Origin of the sequence: Acinetobacter sp. MF4640 (assembly GCF_002018895.1) — a bacterium.
GTDB lineage: Bacteria > Pseudomonadota > Gammaproteobacteria > Pseudomonadales > Moraxellaceae > Acinetobacter > Acinetobacter johnsonii.
This window is the reverse complement of sequence record NZ_MVOM01000001.1, coordinates 1-24,618: the sequence shown is the minus strand read 5'-3', so window position 1 is coordinate 24,618 and position 24,618 is coordinate 1. Positions and strand designations below refer to the sequence as shown.

Sequence of the window (24,618 nt, the reverse complement as noted above, 5' to 3'; positions counted from 1 at the left end):
TTACTTTAGCACAACCACTTACCCTAAGTGGTTCATTTGCTTCTAAATTCAGCAATTAATCCCCTACTTTTGTCTGCTCCTACTTGGATTGTCATCGAATCGGGGTATAGTCAAATTAAGAACAACGAGGGAATAATAATCATGATTCAACAAATTGATGCTCCACTACGTGAAGATGTCCGATTACTCGGCAACCTATTGGGTGAAACCCTCAAGGAGCATGCAGGACAAGATTTGTTTAATCAGGTCGAGCAAATTCGGGCCTTATCCAAAGGTGCTCGGGATGGTCAAGTTGAAGCCGAAAAACAGCTGGAACAACTGTTTTTCAGCCTTGAAGATGATGAAATTCTGCCGCTGACACGTGCCTTTACCCACTTTTTGAACTTTGCCAATATTGCAGAGCAATACCATGTGGTCCGTAGCCGTCGTCAAAGTGAATTTGATGAGACCGCACCCTCTCCAAATCCGCTCGACCACCTCTTTGCTAAATTTAAAAATAACGACATTTCAACCGATACGCTGTTCCAGCAAATCTGTGATTTAAATATTGAACTGGTTCTGACCGCTCACCCCACTGAAGTCAGCCGTCGTACCCTGATCCAAAAATATGATGGTATTAACGATGCCTTATTTAAAATGGATCAGCAAAAACTGACCCCTCGTGAGCGCCAAACAGTCCTTGAAGACTTAAAACAGCTGATCTGTTCGGCGTGGCAGACCGATGAAATTCGTCAACACCGTCCAACCCCAGTCGATGAAGCAAAATGGGGTTTCACCACCATTGAGCAAACCTTATGGAATGCCGTGCCGAAGTTCATGCGTGAACTAGACGACATGGTGATTGAGCACTGTGGGCAACGTCTGCCTTTACATGTGGCACCTGTACGTTTCGCTTCATGGATGGGTGGTGACCGTGACGGCAACCCGAATGTGACACACAACATTACTCAAGAAGTCCTGTGGCTATCGCGTTGGAAAGCGGCTGATCTTTATTTACGTGACATTGAAGATTTACGTTGGGAACTGTCGATTCAAAGCTGTAGCGATGAACTGCGCCAAGCATTGGGTCAAGACCATCCTGAACCCTACCGTGAATATTTACGCGATACCCGTGAACGTTTAAAAGCTACGCGCCATTGGCTCGCAGAAAAACTGCGCGGTGCCGATGCCGATGACAGCTTGGTGATTAAAGCCAAAGAGGAGCTGCTACAGCCTTTACTGCTGTGTTATCGCTCTTTAATTGCCAGCAACCTGCCTGAAATTGCCAATGGCAAATTGCTAGACTTTATCCATCGAGTGAACTGTTTCGGGATTGAACTGCTAAAACTGGATATTCGCCAAGAGTCAGGCCGTCATCGCCAAGCGATTTCAGCCATTACTGAATATTTGGGTCTGGGGAATTTTGAAACGTGGACCGAACAAGCACGTCAAAACTTCTTATTGCAAGAGCTACAAAGCAAACGTCCACTGTTGCCCAAGCATTTAAATGAACCTGCGCAAAGTTTAATTGAACAACCTGAAGTACAAGAAGTGTTTGCCACCATGCGTACTTTGGCAGCGCAGCCTCAAGAAAGTTTAGGTGCCTACATTATTTCGATGGCTGAATATCCAAGTGATGTGCTGGCGGTACTGCTTTTGCAAAAAGAAGCAGGCATCCAACATCCACTACGTGTGGTGCCATTGTTTGAAACATTGAAAGACTTAGATGGCGCGGCAGCCACCATGAATACCCTATTCAATATGCATTGGTATAAACAGCATATTCAGGGCAAACATGAAGTCATGATTGGCTATTCGGACTCAGCAAAAGATGCAGGTTTTATGTCAGCCAATTGGGCACAGTACCGTGCGCAAGAAGAGTTAACCGCAATTGCGAAAACGCATGGCGTACAACTTACGCTATTTCATGGTCGTGGCGGTTCCATCAGCCGCGGCGGTGCGCCAACGCAACAAGCCCTATTTTCACAGCCACCTGGCTCGATTTCAGGTGCAATTCGAGTCACTGAACAAGGTGAAATGATTCGCTTCAAGTTTGGCTTAGAAGGCATTGCGCTACAAAACTTAGAGATTTATACCGCTGCCACTTTAGAAGCCACTTTACTTCCACCTCCCGTCCCAAAACCTGAGTGGCGCGAGTTGATGCACAGCATGACCGATTTGTCGGTACAGGTGTATCGTCAGACTGTGCGAGAAAACCCGCACTTTGTAAAGTACTTACGTACAGTCACGCCAGAGCTTGAACTGCAAATGTTACCGCTTGGCTCACGCCCTGCAAAACGTAAAGTCACTGGCGGCATTGAGTCCTTACGTGCCATTCCTTGGGTATTTGCGTGGACCCAGATTCGTTTGATGCTACCCGCTTGGTTGGGTACAGGCGCGGCAATTAACCAAGTGATTGATCAAGGACATAAGACTACCTTAGATGAAATGCTGGTGGCCTGGCCGTATTTCCAAACCCTGATTGATATGTTGGAAATGGTGCTCTCAAAATCTGATGCTCATGTAGCGCTGTATTATGAGTCGCACCTGACTGATGATGAGGACTTGAAAGTGCTCGGTGAACATCTGCGTCAGCGCTTAAAGTATGCGGTGCAAACCCTCTTAGCACTTAAAGGTGAGTCTAAGCTCCTCAGCAGCAACGAAGTTTTAGATCAGTCTATGAGAGTGCGCAAACCGTATTTATTGCCGCTGCATTTACTCCAAGCAGAGTTAATGAAACGTCGTCGCCGCTACCTAGAAGAGCGTCAGGAAACAAATACGCCTGTAGATCATGCACTTATGGTGAGTATCGCAGGCATTGCAGCGGGTCTTCGTAACACAGGGTAAAGTTTTAAGCCCGCTCCATTTAAAGCACATCAGCATGATGTGCTTTTTTATTGAACGCATAGTCAAACCTTTTATAATTTTTTTTATCAATCCAATCATAAATATTTATGAATAAGCGATTGGCTAAATTTACCAATTAAACCTTGATTTATCATTATTTTTGAAAATATAAATTTTTACCATGCGGTAAAAAGTTCTGAAAAGTCATAAGATTAGTTTGAACAATTTTTTGTATCACTGATTAAATCTTCTAAAAAACAAGAGTATGATGTGCACAATTTATTTTTAGAGTGCTCAAAAAATGTCCAATTGGTTTCCCAAATGGCGCCCGTACGAAGGCAATATCGATGCACGTCCTGTTGGCACAAGTGAATATCTCCCTGCTTCACAAAGTGCAATTTTAGGTGTGCAGCATGCCTTTGCCATGTTTGGAGCAACGGTTCTTGCACCTTTCTTAATGGGCTTCGATCCCAACCTTGCCATTTTAATGTCCGGGATTTGTACCATCTTGTTCTTTATTATGACGGGTGGACGTGTTCCAAGTTATTTAGGTTCAAGTTTTGCCTTTATTGGGGTCGTGATTGCAGCAACGGGCTATACCGCATCGGGCACAGGCGCACTCAATCCAAACTTAGCTATGGCGGGTGGCGGTATTATTGCCTGTGGCGTGCTCTATACCTTGTTTGGTTTTATGGTCATGGCAACGGGCACCAAGTGGATTGAAAAACTGATGCCGCCTGTGGTGACAGGTGCTGTGGTGATGATTATTGGTCTCAACCTTGCCCCAGTGACGGTCAAAGGCGTTGCGGGCAATTCCTTTAATATGTGGATGGCACTGGTTACCGTATTATGTATGGGCTCGATTGCCGTCTTTACTCGTGGTTTATTGCAACGTCTCTTATTATTAATTGGTTTGTTACTGTCTTACTTGGTCTATTTCATCGTGACCAATGTTATGGGCTATGGCACAGCGATTAATTTTGCCCCGATTCAACAAGCCGCTTGGTTTGGTTTACCGACTTTTCATGCACCTGAATTTAATGCCAATGCCATGATGATCATTGCACCGATCGCATTAATTTTGGTGGCAGAGAACCTCGGTCACATCAAAGCCGTGAGTGCGATGACTGGTGAAAACCTAGATCCACACATTGGTAAAGCATTTGTTGCCGATGGTGTCGCAACGACGTTAGCCGGTGGTGTCGGCGCACCAGGCATGACCACCTATGGTGAAAACATTGGAGTCATGGCAGTCACACGAGTTTACTCAACCATCATTTTTGCCATCGCTGGTGTGTTTGCCATTTTCTTAGGTCTATCTCCAAAGTTTGGTGCCATCATCCATACCATTCCGACCGCGATTTTAACTGGTGCGTCGATTGTGGTGTTTGGTTTGATTACCATCGCAGGTGCAAAAATCTGGATTGAAAACAAAGTCGATTTTTCACAGAACAAAAACCTGATGGTCGCTGCAGTCACCATCATTTTAGGTACAGGTGATTTTGCCTTACAAATTGGCAACTTTAACTTGGGTGGTATTGGTACTGCTACGTTTGCAGCGTTGTTCTTGAACTGGTTCTTCAGCTTAGGGCAAAAAGATTAATCTGCCTGATATTTTGATTATCCATTTTGATCGCAGCCTTCGGGCTGCTTTTTTTGGTCTAATACTCTGACTCTGATTACACACCACGATGCTAAAAGGATGTCTCAAAACGCAAAAAAGACTAAGATAAAGCAACATTTTCCGCTTTGACCCTGCCATGCGTCTTGATTTTTTTGATCTGCAATTGTTTATCAATATCCTGAGTACAGGCAGTTTGACCAAAGGTGCAGAACGCTCCGCCATTTCTTTACAGGCCGCCAGTGAACGAATTAAAAAATTAGAACAGCATTTTGAAGTCAGTTTATTCACCCGCCATGCAACTGGGATAAAAGCGACCCTTGCTGGACAAACCTTTGCGGAACATGCGCAGCACTTACTGCAACAACAGCAGCAATTACAACAAGCCATGCTGCCCTTTGCCCACAGTACAACGAGCAACATTATATTGTGGTGCAACTCATCGGCGCAGAGTGAGTACTTACCTCATTTATTGCCGCAGTATTTAATGGAAAATCCGAAGCTCCATATTGAATTAAAAGAAGCCGAAACTAATGACATCATTCAGGCCCTCAGTACAGGTACGGCGCAGTTGGGGCTGATCTCTGGTTTTTTTGATGCAGGGCAGCTTGAAACTCAAGAGTTTGCTGAAGACCCGTTGGTACTGATCTGCCCAAGCCAGCATCCACTTGCCACTGCGGCACAACTAGAACTGGGAGAATTACTGCAACATCCATTTGTGGGCCTCATGCAATATCACTCCTTACAACAGTCAATAGAAGCTCAAGCCAAACGCTTAGGCTGTGACATCCACTATCGTCTACGGGTGCCGAACTTTGCCGCGATCGCCCAAGTCGTTGCCAATGGCGTCGGCATTGCGATTATTCCCAAACGGGCAGCCCTACGTTTAAAAGTACAGTTTGATTTTCAGCAGGTTGAACTCTTAGGCAAATGGGCCAACCGCAAGTTGCTATTAGCGGCACGGTGTTTTGATCTGCTCCCCGCAGATTACCAACGCTTTAGTCAATTCCTCTTGAGCCAACATGACCAACTCATTGCGCATTAAAGCCAGCCCAGTTGATGTAAAACCATATAAATGCCAAATAGCACTAGGCCCACAAAGAACACCTTACGAAAGGCTTGTTCAGGGATGCGGTAGCGAATTTTAGTGCCCAACCACATTCCGAGCAATGCAGGCAGCAGAGCGATCAACGACAGTTGATAGTCAATGGGAGTGTCTTCAACAGGATTTAGATGTAAATACACAGCAAGACATAAAGTTGAAACGGTAAAGGCAAGGCCGAGAGATTGTACCAAATCATCCCGTTTCAAATGCAAGGACTGCAAATATGGAACCACGGGAATCACCACCACCCCTGTCGCCACCGTCAAAGCACCGCCCAAATATCCCATGATTGGTGATAAATATTTTTCATACGGGGCTAAGTTGGGCATGTTTTTGGCAAACAAACCATATAGACCGTAAATGGCCAACATCCCGCCCAACAGCGCTTCACTTTGAAATTCGCCATGTCCAAGTGTAGGAAAAACACTCCAAACTGAACCAATGATCATGCCCACCAGCAATGGCCAAAAGCGTTGTACCAGTCGCAGTACACGCCCTTCTGCAAACAATTGCCAGAAGTTCGTAACCATGGAAGGGATTATGAGCAAAGTTGCCGCTTGAAATGGACTAATCACCAAAGATAAAAGTCCCATCGACACGGCGGGCAAACCTAGGCCAATGGTGCCCTTAATCATGCCTGCGACAGCAAAAACAAAAATAACAAAAGCAAGCATGACGCTTCTCTCTAAACACTTAGCGCCATGCTATATAATTTAAATCTGGACTCATATCACTGTTTTTAGAAGTAAGCCTCAACCAAAGATTGAGGCTTACTGGGAAGAATGGACTGGACTCAACTGTTATTGAATCCAGATGTGATGCAGTGTGCTTCTGCTTAGTATTTGAAATTTAGGCTGAAGCGGAAAGTACGTGGATCGCCCCAGCTCACCAATTGTGCATTTGGCGTGGTTCCGACTAAATACTCTTTATCAAACAGGTTTTTTACGCTGAATTTTGCGCCCCAATTTTTCGCCTCATAACCGGCACTGACGTCATACAGCGTATAGCTCGATAGTGGCACATAATCAGTCCCACGTTGTGCTGTACGCGCACCTTGATAATTCGCACTGGCACCAATATTCCAACCCAATTGCTCATCTGCAAAGAAGTATTGGGTTGATAAAGAGGCGGCATTTTTAGGCACATGGTTAATTCGCTTGCCAATATCGCTGCTGGTTTCACTTTCAGTAATTTTTGCAGTTGGAATATAACTATAGGTTGCGGTCAGGTTCCATTGATCCGTCAACGCAGCTGATAACTCTGTTTCAAAGCCTTTGGTCTTTTGCTCACCAATTTGTACGTGATGAGTATTTGTTGAATCTGGCTCTGTGACATTCTGACGAGTTAAATCATAATAAGCCACATAGCCTTGCAGTCTTTGATTCAGCCCTTGGAACTTCACACCAACTTCATATTGTTCCCCTTCTTCTGGGTCCAGCAGCGTACCATCTGCACCAGCATCACTCACAGGAAAGAAAGAGGTTGCATAACTCACGTAAGGGGCAAACATATCATTGATTTGATACATCAAGGACGCATTACCCGTAAAAGCATTATCTGAATTTTTGGTCGTTGTATTCGTTAAAATATTATCAATTTCAACTTGCGTCCAATCATGACGACCCGATAAGCCTAAGATCCAATGATCATCAATTTTTAAATTATTACGTAGATATACACCCATATATTGGGTATCTGTAATTTGATGCGTTTTAATTTTGGTCGCCTTTGCCATTGAAGTGTAAACAGGATTGTCCGCATTAAAATCCGTTGTTGCTGTATAACTTCTCCGTTCATAATCACTACGCTCATGCATCATGTCCAAACCCACCATCAAATCATATTGGGTTTTGCCCCAGTCGAAATGACGTGACACATTATTATCTAATGCAAAATTTACATCATCTTTAATCTGTCTTTCTACCGTCCGTTTGAAGGTTGGTAAAAAAGCGCCACTAGCTGCCAATACAGGATTATTATCTGCATCGGTTGTAGTGACTGCAAAATTTTGCTTAAAGCTCCAGCCATTATCAAAATAATGCGCATAGTTCGACCCTAAGCGCAAAACATCGACCGTATTGCTTAGATTCGGCGCGCCAAAAAATAAGGTCTGTGAATAGTTTTTATAAGCGCCATTACTATAGGGAATCCCCTGCTGGCGAATAAAATCCCGATGCTGATAGCTGGCAATCACAGACAGTTCGTCTTTTTCACCTAAGTCAAAATTATAAGATGGTGCAATATAATAATTTTTATAATAAACATAATCAGTTGGATCATCTTGGTCAGAGGCATGACCCACCACACGAAACGCCCCTTTTTCGCTATCATTTGGTGCATAGTTGATATCAAATGTGCCATCCACAAAGGCATTGCTGCCATAGCTCACACTGCCCCGAGAAAAAGTTTCAACTTCAGGACGTTTGGTGGTTAAGTTAACTAAGCCGCCCGGCAAGGCAAAGCCAAAACCAGTCGATGTCGGCCCTTTCACCACTTCAATCGACTGTAAACCACTGATGTCTTCTGAACGTAGGGCATTATCAGAAGTTTGAATACGCAAGCCATCGACATAGGTCTGTGCGCTGGAAACCTGCCCACGAATAATAAAGTCATCCCAACCACGGCGACCATACTGTCCTGCGGTGACCCCCGCTACACCCTGCAAGGCTTCAGACAGTGTTTTCGCTTGTTTCTGTTCGAGTTGTTTTTCACTAATCACGCTGATCGATTGCGCAGTTTCAAACAGCGGTGCATCTGAACGCAAAACAGCTGATGCAGTTTTTGCTGCATATGCCGCTTTGTCATCTGCATCTTGGGCTTCAAATTGCAAAGTCGGTAAAACTTGGGATGATGCTGTTTCCAGTGTCTCGCACTGAGCAAACGCTGCTGTAGTCATCATGGCCAGAATGGATAAGCTCAAAGAAGAAATATGAAAACGCATAACATCGATCAACAGACAGAAAGAATGCCAATTATAATCATTTTCATTTGGAAGCCTATTTATTAATAAAATTTAACAATGAATTTAATTGTTAAACCTCATTAACATTATTAATAAGCACTTTAATAACTCAGCCTAAAAACACCATCGGCTTTAGGTTTCATGTGTTATTGGACTGTTTTGATCAATAAGAGGTATACAAAACTCAGCCTTCGCTTTCATCCACAGGGTCGGTTTTATATTGATCTTCCAGCACATTACTGAAAATACTTTCAATCATCCAGACGCGATACAAACTATTAAAGACATAGCTCTGCCCATCCACACGCAGTTCAATCACGGGGAAATCAGGCTGGGACTTCATTTCACAGAGCATGTCATTTTCTTGAAGCTTGGCTTCCACATCTTCGGTGATCAATGCTGTGATTTCCAATTCTTGCATCAGTTGATCAAAATGCGATTTAAAGGATACATCTTTGCCTTGGGTCCAAACGGCTTTCAAAATCCGATACATGGCATCAATACGCTGCTCTTCAGGCACGCTATAAAATAACTGCGCCATCGCCAAAGTGGCTGCTTGCGTCGGACGGCAAAACGGTGTGAATTTGATTTCTGTCCGTTTAGATAAGCGCGTTGCCAAACTCCAATCAAATCCATCTCGACCGTGATAACTGAGCGGATAGACATTGAGCTGAATATTATAATAATCGGCCAGTTCTTCTTTAATATAAGCCAATAACAACCATGAAATTGGATCTTCTAGCGCAACGTATAGATCTAACTCTGGATCGAGCGCCTGAATTTCATTTAACTCTTCAGCATCACTAATCAAATGCTCACGCCAATCAATATGATTGATCAAGAAAATTGGGTTATCGGTAAATAATTTTTGTTGTTTTAAACGACGCGTTAAACGCAGCAGATCATCGACGGCATGATACTGACGGTCACCGAGCTGGAAGTAACTGGCCAGTACCGCATCATCATTAAAAATACGTTCTGGAAAATGTTGCTCTTGATGATGACGGCTGGCCATCGCATATAAGGTGCGCAGCTTACCTTCTTGTTTTTGCCACAGCATGTGAAATACGTCTTCCAGCAAATACAAAAAGTCCTGCCCTCGCAGCGGCGTATGCCGCAAGATGGTTTCCGCTTGGCTCAGCGCCTCAGGACTGGGTTGTTCTGGCGTTTCATGAAAGCTAAAACGATGTTGACGCGACAGAATTTTGGCATCATTTAAACAATAAGTTTGCCACTCCAAAGTCGACATTTGGTTCGGAGGTTCAGCAGCCTGACTGGAAATGACCACCTTTAATGGCTTCAGTTCATCCGCTAAAATTTCTTCAATTTGTGGTAACTGCTGAACCGCTAAATAGCTATATACATCGTCGAGGCGTAAATGAATACTCAAGCCTTGTTCTGTAGATACGACCGTTTGACGAATCGGTTTTTGGTAAAACCAACGCGATCGAATCGGATCGAACCATCGACGCAACAGTGACATGAGCAAAGCCTCTAAATTAAACCCTTGAAAGTACTACAAGGGTTTATATCAATTCACAGCAAAATGATCAATTAGACATCTAAATTTAGATCAGTTACCGCGCCTTTTTCCGCACCAGTGGTCAGTTTTGCAAACTTGGCCAAAGCCCCATAACGATAATTCGGTTGCGGTTTCACCCACGCGGCTTGACGCGCTGCGATCTCTTCTGCCGAAACATGCCACGTCATTTCGCGGGTTTCTGCATTAATCGAGATTTTATCGCCATTTTGCACCAAACCAATTGGCCCCCCTTCATAGGCTTCTGGGGTGACATGACCAATGACAAAACCATGACTACCGCCGGAGAAACGACCATCGGTGATCAGCGCCACAGATTTACCGAGACCTTTACCAATAATCGCTGAGGTCGGTTTCAGCATTTCTGGCATGCCCGGTCCACCTTTAGGCCCTTCACCACGAATCACCACCACCTCACCCGCTTGAACTTCACCATCTAAAATGCCACGCATTGCGCCAATTTCACCTTCAAAGACACGTGCTGGCCCTTCAAAGTACAGGCCTTCTTTACCGGTAATTTTAGCCACAGCACCTGTTGGAGACAGGTTACCTTTAAGCACCACCAAGTGAGAGTCTTTTTTAATTGGCGCGTCGAACGGTAAAATAATCTGCTGACCTTCTGGATAGTCTTCCACCTCAGCCAAATTTTCCGCCAAGGTCTTTCCAGTTACGGTTAAACATGAACCATCGAGCATGCCAGCATCCAGCATACGCTTCATCAGCGGTTGAATGCCCCCAATCGCAATCAGCTCAGACATCAAATATTGACCCGAAGGGCGCACATCAGCCACCACGGGAATATCTTGCCCGATACGGACAAAATCATCCAAACTCAGTTCAACTCCAGCGGTATGTGCCATCGCCAGTAAGTGCAGCACACCATTGGTCGAACCACCCAAGGCAATCAGCACTTTAATTGAGTTTTCAAATGCGGCTTTGGTCATAATATCGCGTGGTTTCAAGTCTAAGCGCAGCAAATTCATTACCGCTTCACCTGCTTTTTGACAGTCGATCCGCTTGTCATCCGAAACCGCTTCTTGTGCAGAGGAGCCCGGCAAACTCATGCCCAAGGCTTCAATCGCAGAAGCCATCGAGTTTGCAGTGTACATGCCGCCACATGACCCTGGCCCCGGCAGCGCCACTTCTTCAATCTGTTTAACTTGAATGGCACTGATTTCACCTTTGGCGTGCTGACCCACAGCTTCAAAGACAGAAATCATGTCAGTATGCCCTGCGCCCGGCTTAATCGTCCCGCCATAGACAAACAAACCCGGACGGTTTAAACGGGCCAAGCCCATGATGCAACCCGGCATGTTTTTGTCACAGCCACCAATGGCAATCACCCCATCATAGGCCTGGCATCCCACCACCGCTTCTATCGAGTCTGCAATAATTTCACGGCTCAGCAATGAATACTTCATGCCTTCGGTGCCGTTCGAGATCCCGTCAGAAATGGTAATGGTATTAAAAATAATGCCTTTACCGCCAGCTTGATTGACCCCTTTTTCAGCCTCACGTGCCAAACCATCGATGTGCATATTACATGGCGTGACATTGGCCCAAGTAGATGCAATACCGACAAAGGGACGAGTAAAGTCTGAATCTTTAAAGCCTGTGGCACGCATCATGGAACGTGCGGGTGCATTTTCGATGCCTTCATAAACAGGAGCTGAATGTTCGCGGATATTGTCTTTACTCATTGTATTTGTCCTTAGCGATGGCGGCGTATTGCTCTACAGTCTTGGCAATTTTTTCTGTTTTTATTGTATAGAAAGCAGGCTAGACATAAAAGTACAATGAGACTTTTGAGTCAATCCCCATCAAGCTCTTCACGGTCTTAACATATTGATCTTGAATCCATCAGGTTGTTTGATACACGGAAACGTCGTCCGCAACCTGCATAGCCGATTCAATGGGCGGTTTTTTCAAGGCATTCTTTTAGATGCAGAAAATAAACAGGTTTTGCGGACGACCAATGGTTTTGCCTACTTTTGCCGAAACAAAAGTAGGTCGAACCGAAGGATATCAACTGCAATTTGAGAAACCTATTTTAAGACTCCATTGTGCTGAACCAATGACTTTTAAATAAAAAGCACCCCAAATGGAGTGCTTTTTTTTACTCAGTCAAAGACTACAGCTTAAATTTCACGTACCGCACCTTTAGACGCACTCGTGGTATGCATCGCATAAGCTTTTAAGGCTTTAGACACTTTACGTGGACGTTGTTCAGCAGGTTGCCAGCCTTTGGCTTCTTGCACTTCACGGCGCGCAGCCATCGTTGCTTCATCCACGGCTAAGTGAATGCTACGGTTTGGAATATCGATTTCGATACGGTCGCCATCTTCCACCAAACCAATTGCACCGCCTTCAGCCGCTTCAGGCGACACGTGACCAATCGATAGACCTGATGAACCGCCAGAGAAACGCCCATCGGTGAGTAAAGCACAGTCTTTACCAAGGCCTTTCGATTTTAAGTAACTGGTTGGATACAACATTTCTTGCATACCCGGACCACCACGTGGTCCTTCGTAACGAATCACCACCACATCACCAGCGGTGATTTTTCCACCTAGAATCGCTTCTACCGCTGCATCTTGGCTTTCAAACACACGTGCGGTGCCGTTGAATTTTAAGATGGAATCATCTACACCAGCTGTTTTCACAATACAGCCTTCAAGTGCAATGTTACCGTACAGGACAGCCAACCCCCCATCTTGAGAGAAGGCATGTTCAGCATTACGAATCACGCCGTTGTCACGGTCACCATCTAAACGAGAGTAGTAACGGTCTTGTGAAAATGCGGTTTGCGTCGGCACACCACCCGGTGCTGAACGGAAGAATTGATACACTTCTTCATCTTCAGTACGGATGATGTCCCACTTGTCCAAAGCATCTTTTAAGGTTTTTTCATGCACAGTGGGTACAGACGTATCCAATAGCCCTGCACGGTCTAACTCACCCAAGATCGACATGATACCACCCGCACGGTGTACATCTTCCATGTGCACATCTTGCTTTGCAGGTGCAACTTTACACAGCACAGGCACTTTACGTGACAAACGGTCAATGTCAGTCATGGTAAAGTCAACTTCCGCTTCATGCGCCGCTGCCAACAAGTGTAAAACGGTATTGGTTGAACCGCCCATTGAAATATCAAGCGTCATGGCATTTTCAAAGGCTGCTTTGGTGGCAATTGAACGTGGCAACAAGCTGTAATCGTTTTGTTCATAATGACGTTTAGTAATTTCAACGATCAACTGACCTGCTTTTTCGAATAATTTTTTACGATTGGCATGGGTCGCTAAGGTTGAACCATTGCCCGGAAGCGATAGTCCCAAAGCTTCGGTTAAACAGTTCATTGAGTTTGCAGTAAACATGCCTGAACATGAACCACAGGTTGGACAAGCTGAACGTTCGTATTCAGCCACTTCTTCATCAGTGAAGCTGTCATCTGCTGCGACAATCATGGCATCGACAAGGTCAATCGCGTGTTCATTACCACGGATTTTCACTTTACCCGCTTCCATCGGCCCGCCAGAGACAAACACCACAGGAATGTTCAGGCGCATAGACGCCATCAACATGCCCGGAGTGATTTTGTCACAGTTTGAAATACAGACCATCGCATCAGCACAGTGCGCATTGACCATGTATTCCACTGAGTCTGCAATCAAGTCACGTGAAGGCAATGAATACAGCATGCCATCGTGTCCCATCGCGATCCCATCATCGACCGCAATGGTATTAAATTCTTTAGCTACGCCACCTGCTTTCTCAATTTGACGTGCCACAAGTTGACCTAAGTCTTTTAAATGAACGTGACCCGGTACAAATTGAGTGAATGAGTTGACTACCGCAATAATCGGCTTACCAAAGTCTTCGTCTTTCATCCCCGTTGCGCGCCATAAGCCACGCGCACCCGCCATGTTTCTTCCGTGTGTTGATGTTTTTGAACGATAGTCAGGCATTGTACTTTTCCAACATAGTTGTGCTTGAGATGAATGTCCACATTCACTCTGGCTAAAATCTGAGTTCTGAGAGTGTCAAACTGTCAAAAATTTAAACATAGCATATTCGCATTCTGCATAAATCTCGTTTTTAGGCATCTCGACCTAAATTACCGAAGGCAGTAAGTTTGCGCGCTACATTTTAACCGATGAGCTGACATTCAATTGCATATGGAAACTACTATAACCCGTTCAATCGCCTTGCAATACAAAACTTCTATGAATAATTTTTAAATTTTGCATGAGTTTTATTTATATGAAATACAAATTTTGAGCGATATGCTATCAAGGATCCTTCCGCTATTTTTTGAATAAAACTCTCGCACATCATCTAGTTAGAACTACTCTATCGGCTTTTTATGCAGGATAAATCTGTAGCTGCTCGAGTTTTGCTATAATTGTTTTAATCTTCTCCTTTTTTCCGAGTATTTCTTGAAAATCATCTTTGCAGGCACGCCCGAATTTGCGGCTGTGGCATTAGACGCTCTCCTAAAAACAGAACACGAAATTGTAGCCGTCTATACGCAACCTGACCGTAAAGCAGGTCGTGGGCAGAAACTTACCGCTTCAGCCGTGAAGCAGTTGGCTTTAGCACATGATATTCCTGTCTATCAACCGCTGCATTTTAAGTCTTCAACTGAAGAAGGCTTAGCGGCTCAGGCTGAATTGAAAGCCTTAAATGCAGATGTCATGGTGGTGGCGGCTTATGGCCTGATTTTGCCTCAAGTGGTTTTGGATACGCCTAAATATGGCTGTTTAAACATTCACGGTTCGCTGTTGCCACGCTGGCGGGGTGCAGCACCTATTCAACGCGCAATTTCTACTGGAGATACCGAAACTGGGGTCACCATTATGAAAATGGCCGCAGGTTTGGATACGGGCGATATGATGTATAAAACCTACTGCCCGATTGAAACTACAGATACCTCTGCAAGTTTGCATGACAAACTGGCACTCCAAGGGGCTGAAGCGACGGTCAAAGTGTTAGCCTCTGAAAGCACATTGCAGCACTATTTAGACAACCGCGAAGTGCAAGATGAAGCTTTGACAGTCTATGCACACAAACTCTCTAAGGCTGAAGCGCAAATTGATTGGACTTCAACAGCGGTGCAAATTGACCGTAATATTCGCGCATTTAACCCATGGCCTGTCGCATTTATCGCACTGGATGAAAGCAATAATCTGCGCGTTTGGGGTTCGATGTTGTCTCAAGAAAATGCCCAAGCTCAAGCTGCAGGGACCATTTTAGCCATCGATAAACACGGTGTTCATGTGGCTTGTGGCGATGAACAAGCAGTGTGTTTAAGCTCTCTGCAATGGCCAGGTGGTAAACCCCTAAATGCCGTACAAATTTTACAAACCCAAAAACTGAATATTGGACAAATTTTATAATGAAACAATCTCCCCACGCCTCAGGTAAGACTCTAAACTTACGTGCTCAGGTTGTTAAAACGTTATTGGCTGTCCAAAATGGTCAATCACTGGCATCGGTGCTTCAGCAACACATGGCAATTGTGTCTGACAAAGACCGTGCCTTGTACCATGAATTAGTTCTTGGCTGCCTACGCCAATGGCATGCACTTAAACAAGTGACTTTACCGTTGTTGACTAAGCCACTGGAAAACCAAGTCGTTGAAACCTGTTTATATGTGGGTTTATACCAATTGTTGTGTACCCGCGTTGCAGCGCATGCCGCGATTTCTGAAACGGTAGAAGCAGCCAAACAATTGGGGATGGAAAGCTTAAGTGGTGTGGTGAATGCCATTTTACGCCGTGCAACACGTGAAACAGAACAATTCTACGATGTTTTGGAACAAGCCTCGAATCTGCCAAGTTGGTTATCCAAACGTTTGAAAAAAGACTGGGGCGAGCAATTGGCTGAAATCAGCTATGAGCTTAAACAAGTTGCACCCTTAACCTTAAGAGTGAACACCTTACAAGTCAGCCGTGACGAATATCTTGAAATTTTAGAAGATGAAGGCATTGAAGCACACGCCTGTGAACTTTCGAATGTCGGTATTGTGTTGGATGACAGTCTGCATATCCCAAGCCTACCGGGTTTTGAAGTAGGTGGTTTTTCAGTACAAGATGAACATGCGCAACTCTGTGCAACCTTGTTGCCAGACTTAAATGGCAAATTCGTAATTGATGCCTGTGCAGCACCTGGCGGCAAGACAGCGCATATTTTAGAGATGTATCAGCCGAAAAAACTGATTGCACTCGACCAAGATGAAAAGCGCTTAAAACGTGTCTCTGAAAACTTAGAGCGTTTGGCTTTAAATGAAAAGTATGTCGACATTATCACTGCCGATGCAGTGAAATGGACATCGCCTGAACTGGCGGATTGTATCGTTCTCGATGCACCCTGTTCTGCCATTGGAGTAATCCGTCGCCATCCCGATATTCGTTTACTGCGTCAGTCGGGCGATATTGCTAAAACAGTACAGCTGCAAAAGCAAATTCTTGAAAATATGTGGCAACAACTCAAAGTCGGCGGCACATTGCTTTACATCACCTGCTCGATTTTGAAAGCCGAAAATGAACAGCAAATGGTCGACTTCTTTGCTGAACATACGGATGCGAAAGAAATTAAAATTGATGCCGATTGGGGTGTTGAGCAGATTCATGGTCGCCAACTACTCCCACAAGTAGGGCGTGGCGATGGTTTTTATTATTGTCGCATTGAAAAAATTTAAAAGTAAAAGGAGCTGAAAGGCCACTGCTGTCCCATAAATATCACAAGAAGAACCTCAGTTGAGGTTCTTCTTGTTTATTCCACTTTTTGTCAGGTAAAAACAAAGCCTTCAATGGTTTCCTTTCAAATAAATTCACCTGAATAATTCTTAATAATCTTTGAACACTCCATCCTTCCTGCGCCATATGTTTCGCAAAACTCACCAATAAATACGCGATTAGTGCAATCCATATTTGTGTTTGTATCGCATTGCGACTACGGCCTAAAAACGATTTCAACTTTAGGTTTTGCTTGATCGCTTTAAAAAATAGTTCTACTTTCCATCGATCTTTATAAATTGCAGCAATGGTTGATGCAGCTAAATGAAAGTTATTACTTAAAAACTCAAACGTTCTTTTCTTTTTTTCATCATAAAATTCTATACGTCTTAATCGCTTCGGTGCACCACGCTTTTTAGCATAATCGCTACTCAACTCAATATATTCATCCGCAAGAATCCCCTTACTGACTAACACATCTTGTTTTGATTTCACCTCATAAACTGTCTTTGGTCTCAGCCTAGTGACAAAGCTGACTTTTTGGTTGGTCATTTCTACAAAACACTGATAATCAACATACCCTTTATCAAATACAATGATACTTCCAGGTGGGAATTTGAGTCGTAGACCTTGTACCATGTCATTTTCAATACCATCACCAAGCGCAACAAATTCAGGAATGGTATTACTATGATTTAACCCAACTGTAAGTTTTATACTGGCTTTGGACTCATGTACTTTTGCCCATTCACACAATGACAGTGAAAGATCAATATGACTCGCATCAAGTGAATATAATGGATTTTTAAATCGAAATTTATGAGCAATCTTGGAATTTTCACAATGTTGAAGTAATTGGATAAACAATTGCTGATACAAGCTAACTGGTTGTTCTTCATTGATTCTTGCCAACGTACTTCGTGCAATTCTTTTGGCACCAAGGTGATAAAGCTTTTCCTGTTGTGATTCGAGATTAGACTCAATATCCATCAAGCTTTGACGACATGATAATTGAGACATCAAAATAGCAATAAATTGATCCCATCGTGTTGCAGATCTTAATTTTTGTCCTTGATGGTATTGTTTTGCAAGACGTTCAAAATCTTGTCTTAAAATGGGTTTGAGTAATTGATGAAATACAGTATTTTGATGTGATAAAACCTGAATCCTTGTAGTTGAAGTGTTTGTTCGCACTTATATTTTAACTACTTTGGACTCAGGTTTTTTATTTAAATCTAACTATGGGACAGCAGTGGCTGAAAGGCTCCTTTTTTCATGTGTGTACTGATTGCAGTTACTGCAATTTTTCTAAAAAGTGAACTGCTTTAAGTTAAAGTGTGTCACGGTTTTCAGATAAATATGTGGCTTGATCCATCAACCGTTCTGCAGAAGCAAAAATCTCACGCGAATGATGCCAACCTAATTCACGGTACTCAGCAGCCGCCCAAACCAAATTCACTTCAGCCTATGCAAGTTCTTTATAAGCACACTGAAATCCAGTCTGTGTTTTTATGGTTGTGGCACGCGTCCATAAATCGCGGCGCATCAGTTGGGAAAACGGTAGCATTGGTGTTTCTATACTTAACGTTGCACGCTGATCTGCATATACAATGTCTAAGACCTGCTGATAGATCAGATCAATATTTTGACGCTTCGCTTTTTCACTATATTCATGGTCAGCATAACTCAGCCATGTTCGTGCTTTTTCTAACTGGTACTTGTCTCGTACGTCCATCGCTTGCTCAATTGCAGTGTGCAATTGCTCATGCACCTGCTGCTGCGAAACTGGATAATTTGAGCTGACAGGGACCTCTGCAGCATGCGCCACCACAGTACCCAAAGCTAGAAGCCACAACACATGTTTAGCATGGTGTTTCAACATTATTTAGGCTCCAAGGCTTTATTGACTGAAGGCTTATTTTTGTTAAATAAGTTTTCGTCAAATTTGAAGCGGAAACGGAAATATGCTCCATCCATCGTTGTATCACTATCAATCAGATCTTTATCTTGATAGCCCACAAAGTTATATCCACCTGAAACCCAAAGGTTCGACGCTAGTAGATGAGGTCTAAACTACTGAGCTGATTAAAAGACACATTGGTCGAGATACTGCCCACAAGCAGAACTGCTAAAGATTGACCCGCATTGAGCTCAATTGATCCCACCAATAAGTCTTCGGTATTATCTGGTAAACCATTTTTATCGCGGTCTGCATAGACCTTCACATTACTTAAATCAAAATTATCAGTGCTACTTTGTACTAGACCCAATGTATATCGATCAGCAGTATTACCTGTATTGGTTAACACATGTGGCAGATTTACCGCCCCACCAACCACACCATATTGGTTTTGATTTTGTACTAAAGTCAGTGAGTACGTTTTTTGCACTTCCAATGCCACGGGATTGGAATTGACCAATAAAACATTCCCCATCTCATCGGTATAGTCCCCAGATGCAACGTTAGAAATATAGCTTCCCGGTTGTGGAAATGCATGTGCTTCTAATGAAAAAAAATAAAAACGACAGAGCAGAAAATTTCTTTTTGTTAATTTTCATATGAATTAGCCAGCAAAAATACAAACTGTGTCACAACTCTATACTATTTTGTATCATAGTTGTTATTGTGATTGCATATTTATTAGATAAAATTTGTACAGCATACTTTTTGTGCTTTCTGGTCGTTTAAATTCTTATTTATTTCGAGCCAAATGGACGTGAACAATAAGCTCCAAATCAACTCATCAAAAAAAGCTTATCTAAGCTGCCAACTCACTTTACCTCCATAGAAAAAAATAACGCCCAATGAAGCTCATCGGGCGTTATTTTAAATAGGTAAATACCTATTTTCAGGGTTAAATTTTATATCAGGTATTACAACGTATGCTGGTCTTTCACTTCTTCAAGAACATCATCGAGCTCTTCTGGATTTTTCATCAAGTGGAGAATAGACAACACAAGTCCTCCCCAAACAAACAACATCGAAATCACCATCATTACGATTGCTGAAGTATTCATTTTTTTCTCCTAGCGATCTTTAACTTTACTGAGTACGATTGCGACGACGGCACAGAAAATCACACTGCCCCAACCAAATAGCCCTTGCAGACTCATGCTATAAGTATCGTAACCATTTTTCACCAAATTAAATAACGTCATACTCAACGTCGTTAATAACACGAGTGAAGTAATCACGGTCAAGGTAAATGCCCAACCCTTACCGAGTTGAATGGTAGAAATACGGTTTACGTGATCACGCAGCTCAATCAATGCTGAACGCTTAAACCAAGTAATACAAAGAATAGAAACAAGCGCGCCACCCACAATGCCAATGTTATTGATAAAGTGATCCACGATATCTACCAATTTAATCGCATTCACACTTGAGAATAAGATCACTGAAACCAGTGCACTACCACCACCGATAATGGTAACTGCTTTTTTACGGCTCCATTTTAACTTATCCTGCATCGCTGCAATTGGCACTTCCAAGATACTAACCATAGAAGAAATACCGGCAACAAATAATGATGAGAAGAACAATAGACCGAATAAATCAGCACCTGCACCAAGACTTGAAATGATTTTCGGGAAAGCAATAAATGCCAAACCGATACCACCACTCACCACATCTTGAACTTCTTTGCCTGCGGCATGCGCCATAAAGCCTAATGCAGCAAAAATACCAATACCCGCCAAGATTTCAGTTGAAGCATTGGCAAAACCAACGATTAAACCTGAGCCTGTCAAATTGGTCTTTGGCTTTAAGTAAGATGCATAAGTCACCATGATCCCGAAACCCACAGAAAGCGAGAAGAAGGTATGACCATACGCCGCCAGCCACACTTTATAGTCCATCATCGCAGACCAGTTTGGCGTAAAGAATGCATTTAAGCCTTCTGCGGCACCTGGTAAACGAAGTGATTGCACTACTAAAATGGTAAATAAAACGAACAATAAAGGCATGAAAATCTTATTCGATAATTCAACACCTTTTTTAACCCCGCCAAACAGAATAATTAAGGTCAGCGCCCAAATTCCTACGATTGGCCAAAATAAATGGCTTACAAACTGTAAATCGAAACCTGTTGCTTTCGAAGTTTGTAAGTAGGTATTAAAGAAGAAACTTTCAGGGTCACTGCCCCAAGTCTGACCAATCGAGAAGTAAACATAGCTACCCGCCCACGTCAGTACGCTGGCATAGTACAAACCAATGATGATACACACACAGACTTGCCACCAACCCAGCGTTTCACCGCCTTTAAACAAAGCCCGATAGGCTTTAGGTGGTGACCCCGAACTACGATGTCCCGTTGCATAATCTAAAAATAACAGTGGTAAACCAGCGGTAATTAAAGCCAATAAATAAGGAATAAGAAAGGCGCCGCCACCATTTTCATAAGCAACATAAGGGAAACGCCAAATATTACCTAAACCTACAGCCGAACCTACAGCTGCAATAATAAAACCAGATCGTGATGTCCAGTTTTCACGAGTTCCTGACATAAAACACCTAAACCTAGGTCCCTTTTAATTGCTTTTTATTTGGTTATCTCGCAACAAAAAAGAACCATTTAATATTAATCTTGAGTGTTTGATTTAGCTTCGACCTTTTGGGTGCAAGGTTCTAAATGACAAACAGAGGAGTTTTCACAAAACCTTGGTTAAAGTGTGTCGATTAAACTTCCCTTTTATATGGTTCAACAATACTCACTTTTATAAAAATATTCTGTAATTTCTGCTTCAAATATTCCATTTTTATAATGTGTGCTGATTCAACCGTTCAATTAATCAGCTTATTTATTGTACAAAATTAGTTATAAATTAACAAAATTTTTGGAATGATTTATTGCGCCTATTTTCTTGCATAAAATTTGAAGATCCTGTATCGATACTCAACCTACTGAAAAAATCAATGTAAATAACGCTAAAGCTATCAATCTCCTGCATAAAAACATTACTTTTCACATTTTTATTCAAATATTCACTCCATCTAGAAAGATTGATCATCTTTCTGATGAACATCACATGCATGCATACAACTTTTTAATATTGTTCTGTATTTATCGCGCAGTCGTATTTAAAACTGCGCGATACCAGTGATGCTCTATATTTAAAAGAGAAACCACCAAAGCCAGTCATTGCGTAGAACATCATCAGTTTCACTAGATCAATCCAGCATTCATCAGACTATTTAAAAGATGCTGATCTAAAGCACTAAGCAAAAATTATAAGCCATTCACTTTTGTCAGCTTAGGCTTACAAATAGCGTGGTTAAAATGCTGTATGAACAACAGCCATCGCCATGTATATTTAAATCATCAGGAAACAGGACGTTTCCCAAACTTAAAACAACAATAATCAGTTTGAGCATCAGGATGTGAGATATGACAGAAGTTGTATCTAAACACTGAAATACAAAGAAACCTCGACAGGATGTCGGGGTTTCTTTTTATCTATATTTCCACAGTTAAAGCTGAATATAAGTCCGAAATCCTCGACTCGCATAGTACGAAGCAGCGCCATTATGATAGGTAAACGTACGACCATAGCGCTGATCACAAAAAATTGCCCCGCCTTGCTGACGTAATTCAGCTAGAGTCTCAACCCAACTGGATGTTTTCAAGTCAAAATTAAAGATCTGCTGTAAAAGATAATACTGTTGTTCCGTCACTAAGCTTAAGCCATACGCCTGTACCCAATCGAGCACTGTATTTTCAGGCGGATGATCCTTGCGACTCAATAGTGCCTCTCGGTCATAACACATGCTCCGTCGCCCCTTCGGTGACTCAATCGAACAATCAAAAAAATACACATCTTGTGTATTCGGTAAAACCACGACATCAGGCTCACCTCTACTCATTTCCATTTGTTGTAAGGCGTATAATTTTTCCGGAGACTGCAAAAGTTTTTCTCGGACAAATGCCCAACTAATTTGCATATGACGTTCAGTGTACTGCTGAAAACGCTGTTCTAGGATGTTGAATAAACGTTCACTTTGCTCAGGTTCGAGTTTTTTCTGCTGCTTAATCATTGTTATTGTACTGCCCTATTTAAAGCTGCCTTTAGCATAGCACTCTCCTTCAAACACGATCAAATACCATCCAACGGTACATCTATTTTGAAAAAAATAAAGGCCCTCACAACGAGAGCCTTTTATTTATTTAAGATTTAACTAAGAAGATGCTTTGATTGAACTTGAAACTTTCACCTGAGTTTTAACTGCTTCTTCAGCACTATTTAAACGGATAAAAGAAACTGCTATCGCAGCAAGTACCGCAGGAATTGCCACAGCAATAAAATTCAACTTATGTGGTAATTCCATGCCCAACAATACACCAATGACAATTGGACCCACGATTGCACCTACACGGCCAATTCCTGATGCCCAACCCAACCCAGTTGAACGAACAGCCAATGGATAATATTGCGCCACATAGCTATATAGTAAAATACTACAACCGATTGAAGCAGCTCCTGCAAGTGCAACCAATAAATAAATTACAGGTTGTGGTGAATTAAAGCCTAAACCCACCAATGCAAATGCCCCGACAGTCAACATGCTAATAATGACAGGTTTCAAGTGGAAACGATCCGCAAGCACACCACCACCAGCAGTGCCAATCACCGCACCAATGTTCAAGGAAAGGAGGAACATTAAACTGCTGCCCATCGAATAACCCGCAGCCATCATCAGTTTTGGTAACCAGCTTCCTAGGGCATAAACCATCAATAAGCACATGAAGAAGCAGCACCAAAATAAAACTGTACCCATACCACGGCCATTTTTAAACAAGGCAGCGACAGATGCATCAGGGACTTTAGCTTCGTTCAGCACTAGAACAGTATCTGAAGTTACAGTCTCTTCAGGGACCAGACGTTGAATAATGCTACGAGCCTTTTCTGTTTGCTGGTCTTTCACTAAAAAAGTGACTGATTCAGGTAAGAATTTCCATAAAATCGGAATAAACAGTAATGGAATACCCGCAATGAAAAACATGATCTTCCAGCCAAAGGTTGGCGTAAACGCAACACCTAGTAGCGCTGCCATAATCCCACCCATTGCATAGCCACTAAACATCGCGGTCACCAAAGTACTACGAAACTTCTGCGGCGCATATTCCGAAGTTAAAGCGACCAAGTTCGGTAATACACCACCAATTCCAAGACCTGCGATAAAGCGTAAAATACCAAATTCAGTCGGGTTTGATGCAAAGCCACCCGCAAAAGTGAACCCACTGAACAACGTAACACAGATAATAATGACTTTTTTACGGCCAATTTTATCGGCCAGCATCCCAAATAGCATTGCACCAAACATCATACCTGCTAGGGCAGTACTGGCTAGCATTCCCGCTTGAACAGCCGTCATACCCCACTCTTTCATTAAAAGCGGTAAAGCCACACCGTTAATTGCTAAATCATAACCATCAAACAAGACGACGAATAAGCACCACAAAACAACCGTTAAATGAAAAGGCTTAAACTTAGCCTGATCGATTACAGCATTTACATTCATTGTTGTCGCTGTCATTTTTCCCTCACCTCCAATTGTGAGCTTTATTATAAAAAGTGAATCCAAATTCACTTTTAAATAAAATGAATCATAATTCAGTTTTTGTCTATAAATAAAACAATTGAAACAGCTTTTTTTGGAAAAACTAGACTAAAGTTGTATAAAAATGACGCAAAATAATTTGCACTTCATCGAATTCTTTGATAAATAGTAGATGTTTCACATAATTTTAAATTATATAAATGTATTTTTGTATAATTTAGCGTGTATTCTCCGCTCTAATTCTCTTCTTACCCACTTAATAATTC

At 42.7% G+C, this 24,618-nt stretch carries 18 protein-coding genes and 1 pseudogene; 5 read left to right on the top strand and 14 right to left on the bottom strand.

From position 1 onward, the window contains the following. The first annotated feature begins 141 nt into the window (after positions 1–141). The 3 genes from ppc to MF4640_RS00075 all read left to right on the top strand — a co-directional run bounded on the left by ppc (position 142) and on the right by MF4640_RS00075 (position 5,492). Complete coding sequence (gene ppc / locus MF4640_RS00085) at positions 142–2,826, top strand: phosphoenolpyruvate carboxylase (protein WP_078388259.1); 2,685 nt, start codon at positions 142–144, stop codon at positions 2,824–2,826. 301 nt (positions 2,827–3,127) lie between these two features. Then, positions 3,128–4,429 carry a solute carrier family 23 protein gene (locus MF4640_RS00080; RefSeq protein ID WP_058951473.1) on the top strand — a complete coding sequence of 434 codons (1,302 nt, stop codon included), beginning with the start codon at positions 3,128–3,130 and terminating at the stop codon, positions 4,427–4,429. 157 nt (positions 4,430–4,586) lie between these two features. Next, entirely contained in the window at positions 4,587–5,492 is a 906-nt protein-coding gene (locus tag MF4640_RS00075) for a LysR family transcriptional regulator (protein ID WP_078388258.1), read from the top strand. Here the strand turns inward: MF4640_RS00075 and MF4640_RS00070 are convergent. From MF4640_RS00070 to ilvD (MF4640_RS00050), 5 genes are all read right to left on the bottom strand, one after another. Next, positions 5,489–6,226 carry a sulfite exporter TauE/SafE family protein gene (locus MF4640_RS00070; protein WP_078388257.1) on the bottom strand — a complete coding sequence of 246 codons (738 nt, stop codon included), beginning with the start codon at positions 6,224–6,226 and terminating at the stop codon, positions 5,489–5,491. The two genes, MF4640_RS00075 and MF4640_RS00070, sit on opposite strands and share 4 nt — an antisense overlap. Positions 6,227–6,387: 161 nt before the next feature. Further along, a complete protein-coding gene (locus MF4640_RS00065) occupies positions 6,388–8,493 on the bottom strand; it encodes a TonB-dependent siderophore receptor (protein WP_078388256.1) in 2,106 nt (701 codons plus the stop codon). A gap of 205 nt (positions 8,494–8,698) precedes the next feature. Further along, positions 8,699–9,997, bottom strand: a complete 1,299-nt coding sequence (locus MF4640_RS00060; RefSeq protein WP_078388255.1) for a hypothetical protein — start codon at positions 9,995–9,997, stop codon at positions 8,699–8,701. A 71-nt stretch (positions 9,998–10,068) separates the two neighbouring features. Next, positions 10,069–11,754: a dihydroxy-acid dehydratase gene (ilvD, locus tag MF4640_RS00055; RefSeq protein ID WP_078388254.1), complete on the bottom strand. Its 1,686-nt coding sequence runs from the start codon at positions 11,752–11,754 to the stop codon at positions 10,069–10,071. A gap of 438 nt (positions 11,755–12,192) precedes the next feature. After that, positions 12,193–14,022, bottom strand: a complete 1,830-nt coding sequence (ilvD, locus tag MF4640_RS00050) for a dihydroxy-acid dehydratase (protein WP_078388253.1) — start codon at positions 14,020–14,022, stop codon at positions 12,193–12,195. A gap of 471 nt (positions 14,023–14,493) precedes the next feature. Between ilvD (MF4640_RS00050) and fmt the strand changes: the two genes are divergently transcribed. Together fmt and rsmB are read left to right on the top strand one after the other, a co-directional pair. Continuing rightward, positions 14,494–15,453 carry a methionyl-tRNA formyltransferase gene (fmt, locus tag MF4640_RS00045; RefSeq protein WP_004691873.1) on the top strand — a complete coding sequence of 320 codons (960 nt, stop codon included), beginning with the start codon at positions 14,494–14,496 and terminating at the stop codon, positions 15,451–15,453. Next, complete coding sequence (gene rsmB, locus MF4640_RS00040) at positions 15,453–16,757, top strand: 16S rRNA (cytosine(967)-C(5))-methyltransferase RsmB (RefSeq protein WP_004691874.1); 1,305 nt, start codon at positions 15,453–15,455, stop codon at positions 16,755–16,757. The genes fmt and rsmB overlap by 1 nt, the downstream gene beginning before the upstream one ends. A gap of 40 nt (positions 16,758–16,797) precedes the next feature. Here rsmB and MF4640_RS00035 read toward each other — a convergent pair whose 3' ends face one another. From MF4640_RS00035 to MF4640_RS00005, 9 genes and pseudogenes are all read right to left on the bottom strand, one after another. Beyond that, positions 16,798–17,961: an IS4 family transposase gene (locus MF4640_RS00035; RefSeq protein WP_101495465.1), complete on the bottom strand. Its 1,164-nt coding sequence runs from the start codon at positions 17,959–17,961 to the stop codon at positions 16,798–16,800. Between the two features lie 163 nt (positions 17,962–18,124). Then, on the bottom strand, positions 18,125–18,253 hold the full coding sequence (locus tag MF4640_RS19870) for a hypothetical protein (protein ID WP_264754349.1): 129 nt from the start codon (positions 18,251–18,253) through the stop codon (positions 18,125–18,127). A gap of 6 nt (positions 18,254–18,259) precedes the next feature. After that, complete coding sequence (locus MF4640_RS00030; RefSeq protein WP_004691877.1) at positions 18,260–18,676, bottom strand: hypothetical protein; 417 nt, start codon at positions 18,674–18,676, stop codon at positions 18,260–18,262. After that, positions 18,676–18,858 (bottom strand): annotated as a pseudogene (locus MF4640_RS19280) (hypothetical protein); the annotation flags it as partial. The pseudogene MF4640_RS19280 and the gene MF4640_RS00030, both read right to left, overlap by 1 nt. Further along, positions 18,849–19,229 (bottom strand): hypothetical protein, encoded by a 381-nt coding sequence (locus MF4640_RS00025; protein ID WP_004691880.1) that lies wholly within the window; start codon positions 19,227–19,229, stop codon positions 18,849–18,851. The pseudogene MF4640_RS19280 and the gene MF4640_RS00025, both read right to left, overlap by 10 nt. A 439-nt stretch (positions 19,230–19,668) precedes the next feature. Beyond that, positions 19,669–19,812, bottom strand: a complete 144-nt coding sequence (locus MF4640_RS00020; RefSeq protein ID WP_004691882.1) for a methionine/alanine import family NSS transporter small subunit — start codon at positions 19,810–19,812, stop codon at positions 19,669–19,671. Between the two features lie 9 nt (positions 19,813–19,821). Next, on the bottom strand, positions 19,822–21,300 hold the full coding sequence (locus MF4640_RS00015) for a sodium-dependent transporter (RefSeq protein WP_004691884.1): 1,479 nt from the start codon (positions 21,298–21,300) through the stop codon (positions 19,822–19,824). Positions 21,301–22,264: 964 nt separating this feature from the next. Further along, a complete protein-coding gene (locus MF4640_RS00010) occupies positions 22,265–22,825 on the bottom strand; it encodes a DUF4256 domain-containing protein (protein ID WP_026056492.1) in 561 nt (186 codons plus the stop codon). A 144-nt stretch (positions 22,826–22,969) separates the two neighbouring features. Further along, a complete protein-coding gene (locus MF4640_RS00005; RefSeq protein ID WP_004691886.1) occupies positions 22,970–24,328 on the bottom strand; it encodes an MFS transporter in 1,359 nt (452 codons plus the stop codon). Positions 24,329–24,618 lie beyond the last annotated feature (290 nt).

Bases quoted from the DNA above. Each gene is read 5' to 3' on its own strand.
- ppc (WP_078388259.1), top strand. From the start codon at position 142: ATGATTCAACAAATTGATGCTCCACTACGTGAAGATGTCCGATTACTC.
- MF4640_RS00080 (WP_058951473.1), top strand. From the start codon at position 3,128: ATGTCCAATTGGTTTCCCAAATGGCGCCCGTACGAAGGCAATATCGAT.
- MF4640_RS00075 (WP_078388258.1), top strand. From the start codon at position 4,587: ATGCGTCTTGATTTTTTTGATCTGCAATTGTTTATCAATATCCTGAGT.
- MF4640_RS00070 (WP_078388257.1), bottom strand. From the start codon at position 6,226: ATGCTTGCTTTTGTTATTTTTGTTTTTGCTGTCGCAGGCATGATTAAG.
- MF4640_RS00065 (WP_078388256.1), bottom strand. From the start codon at position 8,493: ATGCGTTTTCATATTTCTTCTTTGAGCTTATCCATTCTGGCCATGATG.
- MF4640_RS00060 (WP_078388255.1), bottom strand. From the start codon at position 9,997: ATGTCACTGTTGCGTCGATGGTTCGATCCGATTCGATCGCGTTGGTTT.
- ilvD (WP_078388254.1), bottom strand. From the start codon at position 11,754: ATGAGTAAAGACAATATCCGCGAACATTCAGCTCCTGTTTATGAAGGC.
- ilvD (WP_078388253.1), bottom strand. From the start codon at position 14,022: ATGCCTGACTATCGTTCAAAAACATCAACACACGGAAGAAACATGGCG.
- rsmB (WP_004691874.1), top strand. From the start codon at position 15,453: ATGAAACAATCTCCCCACGCCTCAGGTAAGACTCTAAACTTACGTGCT.
- MF4640_RS00030 (WP_004691877.1), bottom strand. From the start codon at position 18,676: ATGTTGAAACACCATGCTAAACATGTGTTGTGGCTTCTAGCTTTGGGT.
- MF4640_RS00025 (WP_004691880.1), bottom strand. From the start codon at position 19,229: ATGGGGAATGTTTTATTGGTCAATTCCAATCCCGTGGCATTGGAAGTG.
- MF4640_RS00020 (WP_004691882.1), bottom strand. From the start codon at position 19,812: ATGAATACTTCAGCAATCGTAATGATGGTGATTTCGATGTTGTTTGTT.
- MF4640_RS00015 (WP_004691884.1), bottom strand. From the start codon at position 21,300: ATGTCAGGAACTCGTGAAAACTGGACATCACGATCTGGTTTTATTATT.
- MF4640_RS00005 (WP_004691886.1), bottom strand. From the start codon at position 24,328: ATGACAGCGACAACAATGAATGTAAATGCTGTAATCGATCAGGCTAAG.